The organism is Bradyrhizobium sp. UFLA06-06, from assembly GCF_054820065.1.
The window spans coordinates 1-15,304 of the sequence record NZ_JADFUD010000109.1; the positions used below are offsets into that span (position 1 = coordinate 1).

Consider the following 15,304-nt stretch of genomic DNA (forward strand, 5'->3'; position numbering starts at 1 on the left):
TTGCGGCACAATAGTAGACCCTCATGGTGAGGAGCGCCGCTTGCGGCGCGTCTCGAACCACGAGGCCAAGCACTTGCCCGGTCGCCAAGGGGCATATGCGATAGCCCTGCGCTTGCGGGGAGGGCTGGGGTCTCTCCGCAACCGATCAGCCCGGTTTGCCCGCCTTGATCTCCTTGAACCTGGCAAGCGCCTGCTCGAACTTGGCGTCGAACAGCCACATCGCATCGAGGATCTCGCGGAAGGTCGCAGATGTTCTTGCCCGGTCGGCCCGGCCGAAAGCGAAGATGCTGTTGTTGCGCAAGTATCGCATGATCCTGGCATCGGAAATTCTGTAACCGACGAGGTTGCCCGACCTGAGTGCGGCCCTGGTCGGCGTCGGAATGATCTGGATCAGCTCAAACAGCTTCATTTGATCGATCGGATCCGGCAGGGTTTTCAAAATCGCGGGGATCTCCGGGAAAATATCCGCGTGTGCGTTCATCAGGGCGTCCCGCACGGCGGTCCAGTGATTGAACCTGTGATCAAGGTTGCCGGCCCGCGCCTCTTCTTTGTCGTCACGACCGCTCAGTGCAGGATCGAGGGCCGCGATTGATCCCTTGATCGCTGCCCACTTCCTTCGGCCGTTGCGGTCTTCGGACGGACCGGTCTGCAGGCTCCCTTTGTAGGTGTTCGACCGCGCATTCCCCGCATTTTGCTTGCCGCCGGTCTCGGCAAAGAAAAGGCCGAGGCTGATACGGCCCGCGGCCGCGGCGTCCTTGGCATCGAGACCCTTGGCTCGCGCGATCGCGGCCGCCAGATCGACCACGTCCGTGAATGGCGTATCGGATCGTTGCGCGCTGGCGGGCGGCGCCTCCATGATGTCAAAGAGCTTCCTGTACTCGTCGAACAGCGGCTCATTGTCGGCGTCAAAATACGCCGGGGGAATTCGGAATCTGCTGGGTCTTCCAACCCTGGACGGAAGCGCATCGGTGAGATCCTTGTATGCGCTCATCATTTCGACGCGGGCCAGGTAGAGGGCCTGGCCCGGCAGATTGGGCAGCGGCTGATTGGAATCGATCTGTGCGCGTCGCTGGCGCAGGATCGACTCGAAGCTCTTCAGGGCATTCTCGTACGCCTCACGTGCGGCCGATTGCTGGCTCGTGAGCGCGAGGGGCGTCGCAATGGTTGGGGACGCGGAACCACCGATGACGGCCGAGGCCAGCGACAGGACCACCCCAAGCAGCCCGAGGGATCGCGCTGCTGCCGGCGCAACGGCAGATGTCCTGATCGCCATGACGGCTTTCCAATGCCGGTGCGTCGCCGAATCCAACAGCTTGGATCGTAGACGACGAACGCGCCGGCGGCGAGGCCGAAGCCCGGCAATCCGTCAGTGGCCGTTTCTCAGCGCCGCCTCCAGCGCCTCGCTCGAGCACGGCTTGGTCAGCCGCGGCTTGCCGGCGAGCGATGCCGGCAGCTTGATGTCCGCGCCATAGCCCGTGACGAACGCGTAAGGCACCTTCAGCGCATCCAGCCGCTCGGCGATCGCGAACGTCTTCTCGCCCCTGACGAGGCCGACGTCGAGCAGCGCGAAATCCGGCGCGCGCTCGGCGATCAACTCGAGCGCACGGGCGACGTTCGCCGCGGTGCGCACCGTGCGGGCGCCGAAGCCGAGGATGGTGTCCTCGAAATAGAGCGAGATGATCGGATCGTCCTCGACCACGAGGACGTCACCGGGCATGCCGGCATTGGGGGTGAAGTCCATGGCGTGCCAGTTTCCGTTGCTAGAGCTTGTTGTCTTGACGCGTTTTCTTCACGCGAACCGGTATCCAATTCGCTCGAAAACGCTCCAAAGCATGGATGAAATCCCGCGACCGGCGCCTGAAAGCACGCCGGCTGTTCCCGAGATGAAACCACCACATCGCGAGCGACGCCGTCTGTTCACTAGTGAACATAAATCCGGGAACCTTTCGATTATTGTCGGCGTTGGGTTTTCAGGAATTTCCCATGATCGCGAAACGGACCGAGTTGGCCGGGACGAGTGACCGGCCATTCAACAATCTTTTGCGCCGGCTGAACGACGCCGATTACCAGTTGATCGCACCGCATCTGGGGTTGGTCGACGCGCAGGCCAACGACCTGCTCTACAGCCCCGGCGACGATGTTCAGACCGTGCATTTCCCGTGCGGGCCGAGCCTCGTCTCGTACATGGTGCCCAATGAGGACGGCCGCGATATCGAGACCATCCTGGTCGGTCGCGAGGGCGCGGTCGGCGGCATCGTCAGCCAGGGCTTCCTGCCGGCCTATACCCGCATCGCCGTCAAGTTCGGCGGCCCGTTCGCGCGGCTACCGATCAGCAAGCTCAACGCCGCCAAGCTGAAGTCGATCTCGGTGCGCAACATCTTCGCGCGCTATGCCGATTGCATGCTGGCGCAGATCTTCCAGTCGACCGCCTGCAATGCGATCCACTCGATCGAGCAGCGCGCGGCGAAATGGATCATCTCGGCGATGGAGCGCACCAATGGCAACGGCATGGTGCCGCTCACCCATGAACAGCTCTCGACCCTGCTCGGCGTCGGCCGCAGCTACACCAGCCGCGTGATCCAGAACTTCAAGGCGGAAGGCGTGCTGGAGACGCGCCGCGGCGCGATCGTGATCCGCGACACGGACAAGCTGCGGCAGCGCTCCTGCCTGTGCAACGACGCGGTCAAGGATCATTTCGAGGAGGTACTGCGCGGGGTCTATCCCAGCGAGGACAACCCGGCGAACTAGGGTGTGTACGCATCATTCGTCGCATCCGCCATGCTTCCGGAACCCGACGCTAAACCCGACATCGCCGTAGGGGTTCGTCCTATCGCCCCAACCCGCGCGCTTAATGAGCGCTTAACGCTTTTGCGCAACAGATAGGATCACCAGCGCGGAATTAGTCCTTGTTATGAGTGCGAGCCGAGCTCCCGAGGAGGGGAATCGGATGGGACTGCTTGTTGTCGGAGCGCTGGCAGGAATCCTGGTCGGCTTTGGCTGGTTTGCGCCTTCCCGAGGGTATTTCCTTGGGTGTGGGTCAAGACCCTGTTTCGACAAGGTTGCAGTCGCCCCGCCCACAGAGCCCCTGCCGGCGGCGTTAGCGCCAGCTCCTGCGATCGTCAAATCGAATTCTGCAACCCCGGCAAAATCCGGCAGGAGACCATCATCGAAGAAACACCGACCGGCCGACCTCGCCAAGGCGGCGTCCCCGCGGACGCGGATCAACGTCCCGACACCCGAACGCGCCGCGGACATAGCAGATCCTGTCCTCACCAAAGCGAAGGTCACGATTGCAGCGCAGATAGAGGATCCGGGATCGGCCGAATTCAGCGACATGAAGCGCGCCATGCGAAAGAACACGCTCGGGCGCGCCGTGGATACGATTTGCGGGCGCGTGAAAGGAAGCAGTGCGTCGGGCGGAGAGACTGGAGGGAGGCCGTTTCTGTATCTTGTGAAGGAGGATGAAGCGTATGTCGTCGACGGCAAGTCGGGGTCGGCGGCGTCAACGGCGTATCGAAATATCTGCAAATAGGGGATGCGTCGACCGCGCCACGGCGCGCGTCCAAATGATTTGAGCGGAAAGAATTTCCACCGAGGCGCCAGGCTATCCCGCAATGGATGAGATCCTGATGTCGGCGCTGCGCGTGATGATGCATTCAGGATGAATGCCGCAACGGTAAATGCGCAATACGCATCGATGGGACTGTCGCAGAAATTCTTTTCATTCCGAGGAAATCATGGACGACATAACGGACTCCTCAAAACGGCTCAACGGAGCGCTTCACGTACCGGTTCTGGTGATCATCGAGCAGCACCTGTTGCCCCGCACATGTATTCTCAACGTCCTCAGGCGGGAATTGGCCGACTTCGAGATCCTCGACATGGCAACGGTCCAAGGCCTGGACTGCATGTCGGCCCGCGACATTCGTCTGGTGCTGCTGAGCATCGCGGACAAGCCCATCGGCGATCCCTCGGTCGAGGACGATCTCGCCTTCGTGGCCGAGCACTGTCCCAATGCCGCCGTCGCAATCCTGTCAAACCATGACGACGAGCCGACCGCACAAGCCGCGATGCAGCGGGGTGTTCGCGGCTTTCTTCCCACCTCGCTACCAATCGAGGTCGTCATCGCCGGCCTGCGCCTGGTTCTTGTCGGTGGCGTCTACAGGCCGTTGCCGGTCGCCGAAATGAACAGGATGCCGGGTTTCGATCCGCCGGACGCGCGCGGGCTCGCGTCCGCATATCTGATGAACGAGGCAGCCAGGGCGGTCATCGACAGGAGCGATCTCACGCCTCGAGAGCAGCACGTTCTGGCGGAATTGGAGCTCGGCCTGCCCAACAAGCTGATCGCAGCCAAATTGAAGCTCTCGGAAAGCACCGTCAAAATGCACATTCAGCATATCATGAGGAAATGTGCCGCTCACAATCGCACGGAAGCGGTCCTCCGCTGGCGCGGCCGGTCGCTCGCGCAGAATCGCGATCACGACCCGGGTACAGTTCCAATGCCGGAGACCTAGTCGCCCTGAGCGGGATCAATCCTCTCTGAATGCACCGCGGAAGCTGTCGAGCAGGGGCCTGAGCGCGTAAAGTGCGACGGTACCGCGCCCCGTGGTGATGAACACTTGAACCGGCATACCGGGGACGATCTGGAAGTCGTTTGCGGCGATCTGCGCGTCGTCGATCCGGATCTTGGTCGCGTAGTATGGCTGGTCGGTACGCTTGTCGAGGAGCCGGTCTGCCGATACGTGCACGACGATTCCCTTCAGGCGCGGTACGCGACGCTGATTGTACGGCACCAGATGCACCTCGGCATTGAGGCCGGGATGAACCACGTCAATGTCCTCGGGCCTCAGGCGGGCGGTCACGATGAGGCGGTCTTGCCGGGGCACCAGATCCATGAGCGGAGCACCCGCCCCGATGACGCCGCCCGCTGTATGAATCCGCAAGTCGGTTATCACGCCGTCCTCAGGCGCCTTCACCTCCGTTCGCGATAGCTGATCCCTGGCCGCAAGCAACCGCTCGCGGAGCTGGAATATCTGGTTCTGTGCTTCACGAAGCGACTGTGCGATCTCGTTCTGCCTGTCGCTCTCGAGCTTGAACAATGTGGCCTGCTGCTCGCTGATGACCTGCCCGGCGCGAGAAATCTGCGCGGTGATCTCGCCGCGGCGACCCTCAACGTCGGCCAGTTCACGTTGCAGGTTCAGAAGCCGCGGCCGCCGTTCGAGTCCCTTGTTCACGAGCGTCGTGACCATATCCAGTTCTTCCCGGACGATGTCGACCCGCTGCCCGGTGGCGCTCTGCTGAGCCTTGAGACCTTCGATCTCCCTCTCGACTTGAAGCCTCCGTTCGCGAATGACCGCAAGCTGCGACTCATGAACCTGCCGGCGCGCCTGAAAAATGAACTGCTGCGCCGATACCGTGGCGGCGGCCACCCCATTTCGCTTGCTGTCCTGTTCCAGCGCGCTCGGGATTGCGATGCTCTCAAAGTTCTGCTGCTCGGCCTGAAGCCGTGCGGCACGAGCAATTGCATCCCACAACTGGCCTTGAAGGCTTTGCACCTCCGAGCCGGGCCGGGTGTCGTCCAGCGCGATCAGCGTCTGTCCGCTTCGCACGATATCGCCGTCCGAAACCAGGATCTTCCTGACGATCCCGCCTTCCAGGTGCTGAATCGTCTTGCGGCTCGATTCTGATTCCACGACGCCGGAAGCGATCGCGGCGCTCTCGAGAGGCGCGAGGCACGCCCATGTGCCAAGCCCCAGCATGAAGCAGAGCACCAGCAGGTTGCCCGCCAGGGTGATACGGCGAAGCCGTCCACGCGGAGAGATGGGTGTCGGGGTCGCACACCATGGATATTCGAGAGGCTCGAAATCGTCGATCGCAGTAACCACGACCCCGGATCGTCCGGCAAGCGCGGGACTTGCCGGCGTTCGCACGAGCTGGTCCCAGATCGCGGGTAGCCTCGATATCTTGGGAAGCTTCCAGATGGTGAGAGGATTCCGGATCATGGCGCAATCCGCGAGGTAACCTGGGGTCGGTTCAGGTGCCGCTCAAAGATTTCCTCGCTGTCGCCGAAAGCGACGACCGCCCCCTCCTCCATAATGGCAATCTTGTCTGTGGCTGCGAGGAGACCCATACGATGAGTGACGACGACCAGGATGACACCGGCGAGCTTCATGCGCTCGATCGCGTCCAGCAGCATTCGCTCGCCCCCGTAATCGAGACTGGCATTCGGTTCGTCGAGAACGATCAGGCGGGGACCGCCGAAAAAGGCCCGGGCAAGACCGAGGCGCTGCCGATATCCGCGCGAGAAGGATTTTTCACGGTGAATCACCGTGTCGTACCCGTGCGGCAGGCGCATGATCGCTTCATGAATTCCGGCCAGCTTGGCCGCTTCCACGACCTTCCGCCGATCGGCATCATCAAGCCGCGCGATGATATCGCTTATCGTATCGCCGAGCAGGTCGATGTCCTGGGGGAGATAACCGAGACGGTGGCCGCTTAGGCCCTCGCGAAGCAGCGAGACGTCGGTATTGTCGAGCAGGACACAGCCATGAGTTGGCGTCGACAGCCCGGCAATCACCTGGCCAAGCAGCGACTTGCCCGACCCGGACGCACCGATAATGCCAAGGCATTCTCCGCTCGCGAGCGTGAACGAGACACCGTTCAGCAGAACGTGGTTGGTCCCCGATAGCCTCACGCCGACGTTGTCGACAACGAGACCGCTCGACGCTTGCCGCTGCGAAACTTCTGGATCCTTCTGTCCGGCGGCGGGGGACGCGGCGAGAACCGCGCCGAGCCGCTGACAGGCACTCACGGCCGTCCTGAGTGACTTCCAGCCTGCGATCGCACTTTCGACCGGCGCGAGCGCGCGGCTGAACATCAGTGTCGAAGCAAAAATGATCGCCGGACTCTTTCCGTGATCGAGGACAAGCCACGCGGCAGCCCCCATTATCAACACCTGCGACAGCGCGCGGACCGGCTTGGTGACCAGCATCACGATCTCGCTTCGCCGGACTGCCACATCGTGCTCTCTGCGTGCCTCCTGCGCGTCATGGTAGATCGTGCGCGCAGCGCTTTCGAACATTCCCATGGCGCGGATCATGTGGATGTTGCCTGCGGCGGACTGGAGGCGGCCGTAGCTTCTGGACAGCGCGGCGCAGGATCTGAGCAGAACGTCCTCGGTAACCAGATCTCCGGCGACCGTGAGAGCGAAGAGGAAAGCCACACAGCAGGCGCCTACCACGCCAAGCAGGGGATGGATGAGAAAGAGGACCAGGAGAAATAGGGGCGCCCAGAGTGCGTCGAACAGCATCGGACATGCGCCGGAATCGATGAACTGGCGCAGCACGGTGAGATCCCGATATGCGTCCGACGCCCGCGTCCAATCGCTGCGAAACGCGGATTCGAGGCTGGCCGAAAGCACGCAAGGACGGAGCCGATCGTCGAGCCAGGCGCCAAGGCGACCCAGGACAGCGCGCCGCAAGGCATCGAACACGCCGCCGACCACGACCGTGATCGCGACAATGAGCGTGAGCAGGAGCAGCGTGTCGCCACTCCGGCTCGACAACACCCTGTCGTAGATCTGAAGAAGGTAGATGGAGGGCGCAAATAAAAGCAGGTTGTAGCTGCAGCTATACGCGAATACGAGACCAAGCGGTCCCGCACAGGACCAAAGGGCCGCGTGCAGTGGCGTCGGGATCTGCGGCAGAACAGGCAACCGAATGGGCGGCATCAGCATGATCGTCACCGCCTGAAATCGAAGTCCGGCGCACTTGCCCGACGGCCAACGCGATCTGCCAAAAAGGGCATCGGCAGGGCATCGGCTTGAACTGCGGGACCGGCAGCAAATGGCGGCCGGTCCCGCCACGGTCGGACGAGCCGATGGTCAGAATGTATCGAGGTGGAAGCTCACTTCTCCACCCAGCGCGGCGTTGCCGTCTCCGCCATTGCCGCCGATGCCAGCCAGGACCTCCTGGTGCTGGTCCACCGCGAGCTTGTTGATCTGAGTGGCATCCGTATTGGCATATACCTTGGAGGTATCGTGGCCGCTGTAGGATTTCTGGCTTCCGTTCGACTCGGCGCTTCCGCCATGGGCCTTCGCAAACACCGAGGCCGTCGCGTTTGCGCCGCCGGCGTCCCAATCTGCCGTCTGAGTGACGTGGTCGCCGGTGTTCACATGCACATCGGCACCTTCTGCCTTGTTGGTTGGATCGAAGTTGAGGGTCGGCTTGCTGATGATGGCTCCCTTGAAGGTACCGTCGCCGCCATTTCCGACACTTTGACCACCGGTGTTGATCGATTTGAATTCGATCGAATCCGAGATGCTGATCGCCTTGGGCAACATTTGAGCCTCCGTCCTTGTGTTGGCTGTCGTGCATCATCCATCCCGATCAGGCGGACGCGCACGGGCGAGTCTGATCCGGCGATACGCGCTGCCGATAGATGTCAAATCGGACACCATCCGGGTTGGTCGACCTACGTACGAAAGTATGACATTCGTCGCGCGACATCGGAGCTCGAAGCATCGGGGAGGCCGCCTCCGCGAGATTTGCATGCGCAGAGAATCCGCGACCTTGCGACCGGCCTGCGCGAGCGGTGCGATGTTTCGCTATGCCAACAGGTGAAGATCCGACAGAAGATGGGCGGAAAGATCGCCACCCAGCGCGAGATTGCCGTGGCCGCCGTCCCCACCAAGTCCGGCAATCTGGACCGCACTCTGGTCGATGTGCAAATTGTTGACCTGATCGGCCACGGCCGTCGAATGGGGCCCCGCGATTGCGATATTGATGGGTGCATAGATCGCGACGCTGACATCGATCAGGCTGCCGGCAAAATAGCCGTTGCCGCCATTGCCTGCGCCGTTCGAGCCGGTCGCAATCGTGTCGGAGCCGCCCCACAAGCCGTGGGAAAGTAGGCTTGCATGGCCGCCCGTCGCGGCGTTGCCATTGCCGCCGTGCCCGCCCATGGCGGCGATCTGAACTACGGATTGATCCACGCCGGCGTCATTCGTCTGGACTGAATGAACGTTAGAGCCATAGCCCGCGACTGCGATGTTGATCGGGTCGTACACTACGATCGAGGAATGCACGAGACTCCCGTAGAACGCGCCGTCGCCGCCGTTGCCGGCCTGACTCCCGCCCGTTTGAACGTCCCAGACGCTCCCTCCGTTGCTTGATCCCCAACTGGGGTCGAGCGTGATGATGCTGCCGCCGAAGGCCACATTGCCATTTCCGCCACTGCCGCCGACGCCCGCGATCTGCGTAGCCGATTGATCGATGTCGACTGTGTTCGATTGACTTGCATAGGCCGTGCCGCCTGAGCTCGCCACCGCAATATTGATCGGATGATAGATCACCACGGGAGCGTCCACCAACGCACCCGAGAAATAGCCGCTGCCGCCATTTCCGGCGCCGTTGTCGCCGCTCCCGATCACGCCGGGGCCCAGGGAAGCACTCAAGGAAGCACTGATGCTACCTCCCGATGCAAGGTTGTCATTCCCACCATGTCCGCCGACGCCGGCCATCTGAAAGGCGGATTGATCGACATTCAAATCGTTGGACTGATTGGCCACGGCGACCGAGCCGTATCCCAAATTCACCGAAATGTTGATCGGTTCATAGATCAACAGGGATGCGTGAATGATACCTCCGTAAAAGTAACCGTCTCCGCCGTTCCCGGCGGTGTTCGCCCCGCTCTCGATCGAAGCGACGCCCGTCGCGGAATGGGATGCGCCGGCAGCAGGCTTCGTTGCCGAAGCGTCCAGGCTCGCCGCAGTGTGGTTGCCGACGTGGCCGCCGGGGCCGCCCCCCGACGCGGTGGGATGGTCGGATTGGCCTGGGCCAGAGTCATAAGACGGGGAATTCGCGGTCGCGGGATGCGCATCGAGCCCTGCAAACGGGCCGCTCGGTGCCGGACCCGGCTCGTCGTCACCATCGTGCCCATCGTGGCGATGAGAGGCGTGATGCAGCCGGATCCCATCCGACATCCGCGAAAAATCCATCGTAGCCTTCCTCATCGCAATCGCTCCGCCCAATCGGGACGGGTTCTGCACTCCGGACAGAATGTCATCCTGAGAAGGTCGAAAGCCCAGCCGTCAGTTCGGATATAGCGCTTCGGATGGTCGCCGTAACATCGGCTATATCCGTTCTGGCGCGGTTACAGCCTTTGTAGTTTTGCGCGGGCTGGCGTCGCAGGCGTGGTCCATCAGCCCGCCGCTCCCAGGCGGACGGGTTGATAACCTCGCTCCGTCATTGCAATCGGGAAGCCGCTATCGCGGACCGCGAAAATCACGCTACACTCGCCTCATGAGCGGGGCTGAACTTCACGCCGTTTTCGACGTTGCAGCATGGGGCGCGGCCGCGCTCGCCATGTGGTGGCTGTCGCGGCTGCGCGGGCTGCAATTCCCCCGGCAATCCTTCGAGCTGCCCTACATCGCCGCGCTGCTGTTTGGCGCCGGGATCGGCGCCTACATTTTCGGCACCCTGAACCTGTGGTTCTCGGGCATGGCGGGCGTCGCCCGCTCGGTCGAGGGCGCGCTGGCCGGCGGCATCGTCGCGATCGAGCTCTACAAATGGCGACACGGGATTTCGCTGCGCACCGGCGCGCGGTTCGCGCTGCCGCTTGCGATCGGCGTCGCGGTCGGCCGTCTCGGCTGCTATTTCGCGGGGCTCGAGGATTTCACCTATGGCACGCCGACCACGCTGCCGTGGGGCCATGATTTCGGCGACGGCGTCCTGCGTCATCCGGTGCAACTCTACGAGAGCCTCGCAATGGCGGCGTTCGCGGCCTTCTATGTCTGGGCCGTATTGAACCGAAATGCCGCCGTCATCACCAACGGATTCTACCTCGTGCTGTTCTACTACGGACTGCAGCGCTTCCTGTGGGAGTTCATCAAGCCCTATGGCGCGCTGATCGGACCATTCTCGCTGTTTCACCTGCTGTCGCTGTTTGTCATGATTTACGCCGCCGTCATGCTGGCGACGGCGCCGAATGTGAGCTTGAAGCATGAACGCGCCGCTGCGTAAGGCACGCCCTTACATCTTCTGGGGCCAGACCCAGTCGCTTTGCGAAACCTGCCTGGCCCTGGTGCCGACCAAGATCCAGATATCAGGCAACGAGGTCTGGTACGAGAAGCGCTGCAAGCAGCATGGCGTGCAGTCGACGCTGGTCTCGACGGATGCGGCCTATTGGCGGCTGTGCAAGGATTTCATCAAGCCCGGCGACCGGCCGCTCGCGTTCCAACGCCACACCGAATTCGGCTGCCCCTATGATTGCGGGCTGTGCCCCGACCACGAGCAGCACTCCTGCCTGGCGCTGATCGAGATCACCGAGCACTGCAATTTGACCTGCCCGGTGTGCTTTGCGGATTCCTCGCCGGCGCGCACCAGCTTCACGCCGCTGGCGAAAATCGAGAAGATGCTGGACGCGCTGGTCGCGAGCGAGGGCGAGCCCGATCTGGTGCAGATCTCCGGCGGCGAGCCGACGCTGCATCCGGATTTCTTCGCCATTCTGGATGCGGTGCGCGCGCGCCCGATCCGCCATGTCATGATCAACACCAACGGCCTCAGAATCGCGCGCGAGCCCGACTTCGTGGCGAAGCTCGCCGAGAACAAGCGCGGGCTGGAGGTCTATCTGCAGTTCGATTCGCTGAAGCGCGAGGCGCTGGTCAATCTGCGCGGCGCGGATTTGCGAAAAATCCGCCAGCAGGCGCTGGAGAATCTCGAGCGCCACGGCATCTCGACCACGCTGGTCGCGACCATCAAGCGCGGCGTCAACGACGGCGAGATCGGCGACATCGTCCGCCACGCGCTGACCTGGACATGCGTCCGCGGCGTCACGCTGCAGCCGGTGCAGGACGCCGGTCGCAACGAGCATTTCAACAAGGACACCGACCGCATCATGCTGTCGGAGATCCGCCGGCGCGTGATCGAGACCGGGGTGTTCGGCGCCAACGACATGATCCCGTTGCCCTGCAACCCCGAGAGCATCTCGATCGGCTATGGCCTACGCAACGGCGACAAGGTACTGCCATTGACCTCGCTGATCCCGCAGGAGCAGCTCATCGCCGTGATGCCCAACACCATCAGCCCGGAGAAATATCCGGTGTTGCGGGAGAAGTTTGTCGACCTGTTCTCGCTGTCGTCGGGGCCGCTGAACACCTCGGAGCGGGTCTGCGAATTGCTGTGCTGCCTGCCGAGCTTCGAGGTGCCGGAGGGCCTGACCTACGAGAACGTGTTCCGCGTCACCATCGTGCAGTTTCTCGACCGCTTCAATTTCTGCGTCGGCAACGTCAAGCGAAGCTGCATCCACTTCGTCACCGAGAGCGGCGCGATCATTCCGTTCGACACCTACAATCTGTTCTACCGTGACGGAAAGATCGACGGCATCCGCGCCGCGATGGCCGGCCAGACTTACCGCGAGACGCGGCAAAGCGAGGAGGTGCCGCGATGAGCGAGACCAATCCACCGCCCATCGCGCCTGCACCACCGGAGCCACCCTACCAATACATCCCGCCGCCACCGTCACCACGCAGCGGCTGCGCCACCGCGTTCATGGTGCTGTTCGGGCTGGTCCTGCTGCTGCCCGGGCTCTGCGCCCTCCTGTTCGGGTTCGGAGTCCTGAGCGAGTCGAAAACCGATCCCTCCATTCTCTTCCTGATCCTGCTCGGGCTCGCGGTCTGCTTTGCCGGCGTGATGCTGATCCGCGCCGCGATCAAGGGACGGAGCTGACGGACCATTCGACGACGCATGTCCGACACCGACGAGCCGCCCCCGGAACGACCATCAACGCCGCCTTCGGCGGCGGAAGGCTGCCTGTCGATGCTGATGCTGCTGATCGGCATCGTGTTGTTGCTTCCCGCCTTATGCGTCGTGATGGCTGGCCTCAAATCCGGCATGTCGCTCAGAGCGGCCGACTTCCCTATCCTGCTCGTCATTCTCGCGATCGCCCTCATTGGTGGCTGGCTGATCTGGTTGGCGACGCGTCCGCGGACTCGCTAGATCGGTAAATCTCATGAGCAATATCGAGCAGACCCCGCCGATCAGACCACCGGAACGCGGGCAGCGCAGCGGTTGCGCCACCGCCCTCATGCTGGTCGTGGGGGTCATCCTCCTGATCCCGGGGGTCCTGTGCGCCATTCTCAACGCCAAGATGGGCGCCGGGGCCGGCGGCGACCCCATCACCATGTTCGTGATGATGGCGGCGCTGGGCGGGCTTGGCCTGATCGTGTTCGCGATTACCCGGAAGTAAGACCTGAAAGCCCTCAAAACCCGCCTTTGGAGCGAAAATCAGCCCTCCAAACAGCCAATAAATCATTGTTTTTTGGCGTTTTCTGACTATATTGCGCCGCAACGCGCAAGGTGCCCGGTCCTCTGACCGGGCTTCCTTTTTGGGGTGATGCGTCCCCGTCAAATTTCTTGGGTATGAGCGTGATCCGGGCCCGAATGGGCCACGCGAGCGAGCGGCCGGCCAAACTGGTCCGGCGAGATCGCGCATCTGACCATTGCACGACCAGAAGAAGAGCCATGAACCTTCGCAACGTCGCCATCATCGCCCACGTCGACCACGGCAAGACCACCCTCGTCGACCGCCTGCTGCAGCAATCCGGCACCTTCCGCGAGAACCAGAAGGTCACCGAGCGCGCCATGGACTCCAACGACCTGGAGCGCGAGCGCGGCATCACCATCCTGGCCAAGGCCGCCTCGGTGCAGTGGAAGGACATCCGCGTCAACATCGTCGACACCCCCGGCCACGCCGACTTCGGCGGTGAGGTCGAGCGTATCCTCAACATGGTGGACGGCGCGCTGGTGCTGGTCGACGCCGCCGAGGGCCCGCTGCCGCAAACCAAGTTCGTGGTGTCGAAGGCGCTCAAGATCGGACTGAAGCCGATCGTCGTGATCAACAAGGTCGACCGTCCCGACGCACGCCCGACCGAAGTCATCAACGAGGTGTTCGACCTGTTCGCGGCGCTCGACGCCAGCGAAGAACAGCTCGACTTCCCGATTCTGTACGGGTCGGCCAAGCAGGGCTGGATGGCGGAGAGCCCGGAGGGTCCGAAGGATCTCGGCATGCAGCCGCTGTTCGACCTGATCGTGCGTCACGTCGAGCCGCCCAAGGTCGAGGAAGGTCCGTTCCGCATGATCGGCACCATCCTCGAGGCCAACCCCTATCTCGGCCGCATCATCACCGGCCGCATCTCCTCGGGCTCGATCAAGCCGAACCAGCAGGTCAAGGTGCTGTCCGCCGACGGCAAGCTGATCGAGAGCGGCCGCCTGACCAAGATCCTCGCCTTCCGCGGCCTCGAGCGGACCCCGCTCGAGGAGGCCGAAGCCGGCGACATCGTCGCGATCGCGGGCCTCACCAAGGGCACCGTTGCCGACACCTTCTGCGATCCCACCGTCGAGACGCCGCTGCCGGCGCAGCCGATCGATCCGCCGACGGTGTCGATGTCGTTCATCGTCAACAACTCGCCGCTCGCCGGCACCGAAGGCGACAAGGTGACCTCGCGCATGATCCGCGACCGCCTGATGCGCGAGGCCGAGGGCAATGTCGCGCTGCGCGTCGTCGAGGCCGCCGACAAGGATTCCATGGAAGTCTCCGGACGCGGCGAATTGCAGCTCGCGATCCTGATCGAGACCATGCGCCGCGAGGGCTTTGAGCTCTCGGTGTCGCGCCCGCGCGTCGTGCTGCAGAAGGACGAGGCGACCGGCGCCTGGCAGGAGCCGATCGAGGAAGTCGTGATCGACGTCGACGAGGAGCATTCCGGCGTCGTCGTGCAGAAGATGAGCGAGCGCAAGGCCGAGATGATCGAGATGCGCCCCTCCGGCGGCAACCGCCTGCGGCTGGTGTTCTACGCGCCGACCCGCGGCCTGATCGGCTACCAGGGCGAACTGCTCACCGACACCCGCGGCACCGCGATCATGAACCGCATCTTCCACGGCTATGCCGCCTACAAGGGCGAGATCCAGGGCCGCCGCAACGGCGTGCTGATCTCCAACGACCAGGGCGAAGCGGTGGCCTATGCGATGTTCAAGCTGGAAGACCGCGGCCCGATGATGATCGAGCCGGGCTGGAAGGTCTACAAGGGCATGATCGTCGGCGAGCACACCCGCGACAACGACCTCGAGATCAACGTGCTGAAGGGCAAGCAGCTCACCAACATCCGCACCACCTCGAAGGACGAGGCGGTGCGCCTGACGCCGCCGATCCGGATGACCCTGGAAAAGGCGCTCGCCTATATCGAGGACGACGAGCTCGTCGAGGTGACGCCGAAGTCGATCCGGCTGCGTAAGAAGCACCTCGACCCGAA

15 protein-coding genes are annotated in these 15,304 nt (G+C 62.9%); 9 read left to right on the forward strand and 6 right to left on the reverse strand.

Translation table 11 applies throughout. The annotated features are described in order from the left end of the window. Positions 1 to 145: 145 nt before the first annotated feature. On the reverse strand, positions 146 to 1,273 hold the full coding sequence (locus tag IF803_RS40905) for a hypothetical protein (RefSeq protein WP_411780499.1): 1,128 nt from the start codon (positions 1,271 to 1,273) through the stop codon (positions 146 to 148). A gap of 93 nt (positions 1,274 to 1,366) precedes the next feature. After that, entirely contained in the window at positions 1,367 to 1,741 is a 375-nt protein-coding gene (locus IF803_RS40910; RefSeq protein ID WP_304498059.1) for a response regulator, read from the reverse strand. A 242-nt stretch (positions 1,742 to 1,983) separates the two neighbouring features. Here IF803_RS40910 and IF803_RS40915 point away from each other — a divergent pair, with 242 nt between their 5' ends. The 3 genes from IF803_RS40915 to IF803_RS40925 all read left to right on the forward strand — a co-directional run bounded on the left by IF803_RS40915 (position 1,984) and on the right by IF803_RS40925 (position 4,514). After that, positions 1,984 to 2,748 (forward strand): Crp/Fnr family transcriptional regulator, encoded by a 765-nt coding sequence (locus IF803_RS40915; protein ID WP_038388889.1) that lies wholly within the window; start codon positions 1,984 to 1,986, stop codon positions 2,746 to 2,748. A gap of 199 nt (positions 2,749 to 2,947) precedes the next feature. After that, entirely contained in the window at positions 2,948 to 3,532 is a 585-nt protein-coding gene (locus tag IF803_RS40920) for a hypothetical protein (protein ID WP_461195998.1), read from the forward strand. Between the two features lie 205 nt (positions 3,533 to 3,737). Beyond that, positions 3,738 to 4,514: a LuxR C-terminal-related transcriptional regulator gene (locus tag IF803_RS40925; RefSeq protein ID WP_461195999.1), complete on the forward strand. Its 777-nt coding sequence runs from the start codon at positions 3,738 to 3,740 to the stop codon at positions 4,512 to 4,514. A gap of 15 nt (positions 4,515 to 4,529) precedes the next feature. Here the strand turns inward: IF803_RS40925 and IF803_RS40930 are convergent, their stop codons facing one another. The 4 genes from IF803_RS40930 to IF803_RS40945 all read right to left on the reverse strand — a co-directional run bounded on the left by IF803_RS40930 (position 4,530) and on the right by IF803_RS40945 (position 10,012). Next, complete coding sequence (locus IF803_RS40930; protein ID WP_461196000.1) at positions 4,530 to 6,002, reverse strand: HlyD family type I secretion periplasmic adaptor subunit; 1,473 nt, start codon at positions 6,000 to 6,002, stop codon at positions 4,530 to 4,532. Then, a complete protein-coding gene (locus IF803_RS40935; RefSeq protein ID WP_461196001.1) occupies positions 5,999 to 7,735 on the reverse strand; it encodes a type I secretion system permease/ATPase in 1,737 nt (578 codons plus the stop codon). The genes IF803_RS40930 and IF803_RS40935 overlap by 4 nt, the downstream gene beginning before the upstream one ends. Before the next feature lie 147 nt (positions 7,736 to 7,882). Continuing rightward, positions 7,883 to 8,341: a hypothetical protein gene (locus IF803_RS40940; RefSeq protein ID WP_028343759.1), complete on the reverse strand. Its 459-nt coding sequence runs from the start codon at positions 8,339 to 8,341 to the stop codon at positions 7,883 to 7,885. 264 nt (positions 8,342 to 8,605) lie between these two features. After that, positions 8,606 to 10,012 carry a hypothetical protein gene (locus tag IF803_RS40945; RefSeq protein WP_461196002.1) on the reverse strand — a complete coding sequence of 469 codons (1,407 nt, stop codon included), beginning with the start codon at positions 10,010 to 10,012 and terminating at the stop codon, positions 8,606 to 8,608. Positions 10,013 to 10,301: 289 nt separating this feature from the next. On the opposite strand from IF803_RS40945, the gene IF803_RS40950 reads away from it, so the two are divergent. The 6 genes from IF803_RS40950 to typA form a co-directional block, all read left to right on the forward strand. Then, entirely contained in the window at positions 10,302 to 11,021 is a 720-nt protein-coding gene (locus IF803_RS40950) for a prolipoprotein diacylglyceryl transferase (protein ID WP_461196003.1), read from the forward strand. Beyond that, on the forward strand, positions 11,002 to 12,447 hold the full coding sequence (locus IF803_RS40955; RefSeq protein ID WP_304498050.1) for a radical SAM protein: 1,446 nt from the start codon (positions 11,002 to 11,004) through the stop codon (positions 12,445 to 12,447). Before IF803_RS40950 ends, IF803_RS40955 begins: the two co-directional genes overlap by 20 nt. After that, positions 12,444 to 12,725, forward strand: a complete 282-nt coding sequence (locus IF803_RS40960; RefSeq protein WP_461196004.1) for a hypothetical protein — start codon at positions 12,444 to 12,446, stop codon at positions 12,723 to 12,725. Before IF803_RS40955 ends, IF803_RS40960 begins: the two co-directional genes overlap by 4 nt. 18 nt (positions 12,726 to 12,743) lie before the next feature. Continuing rightward, positions 12,744 to 12,995: a hypothetical protein gene (locus IF803_RS40965; RefSeq protein WP_461196005.1), complete on the forward strand. Its 252-nt coding sequence runs from the start codon at positions 12,744 to 12,746 to the stop codon at positions 12,993 to 12,995. Positions 12,996 to 13,008: 13 nt separating this feature from the next. After that, on the forward strand, positions 13,009 to 13,245 hold the full coding sequence (locus tag IF803_RS40970) for a hypothetical protein (protein ID WP_411780509.1): 237 nt from the start codon (positions 13,009 to 13,011) through the stop codon (positions 13,243 to 13,245). A gap of 275 nt (positions 13,246 to 13,520) precedes the next feature. Then, positions 13,521 to 15,304 (forward strand): translational GTPase TypA (typA, locus tag IF803_RS40975; RefSeq protein WP_461196006.1); only part of this gene is annotated, 1,784 nt, incomplete at its 3' end.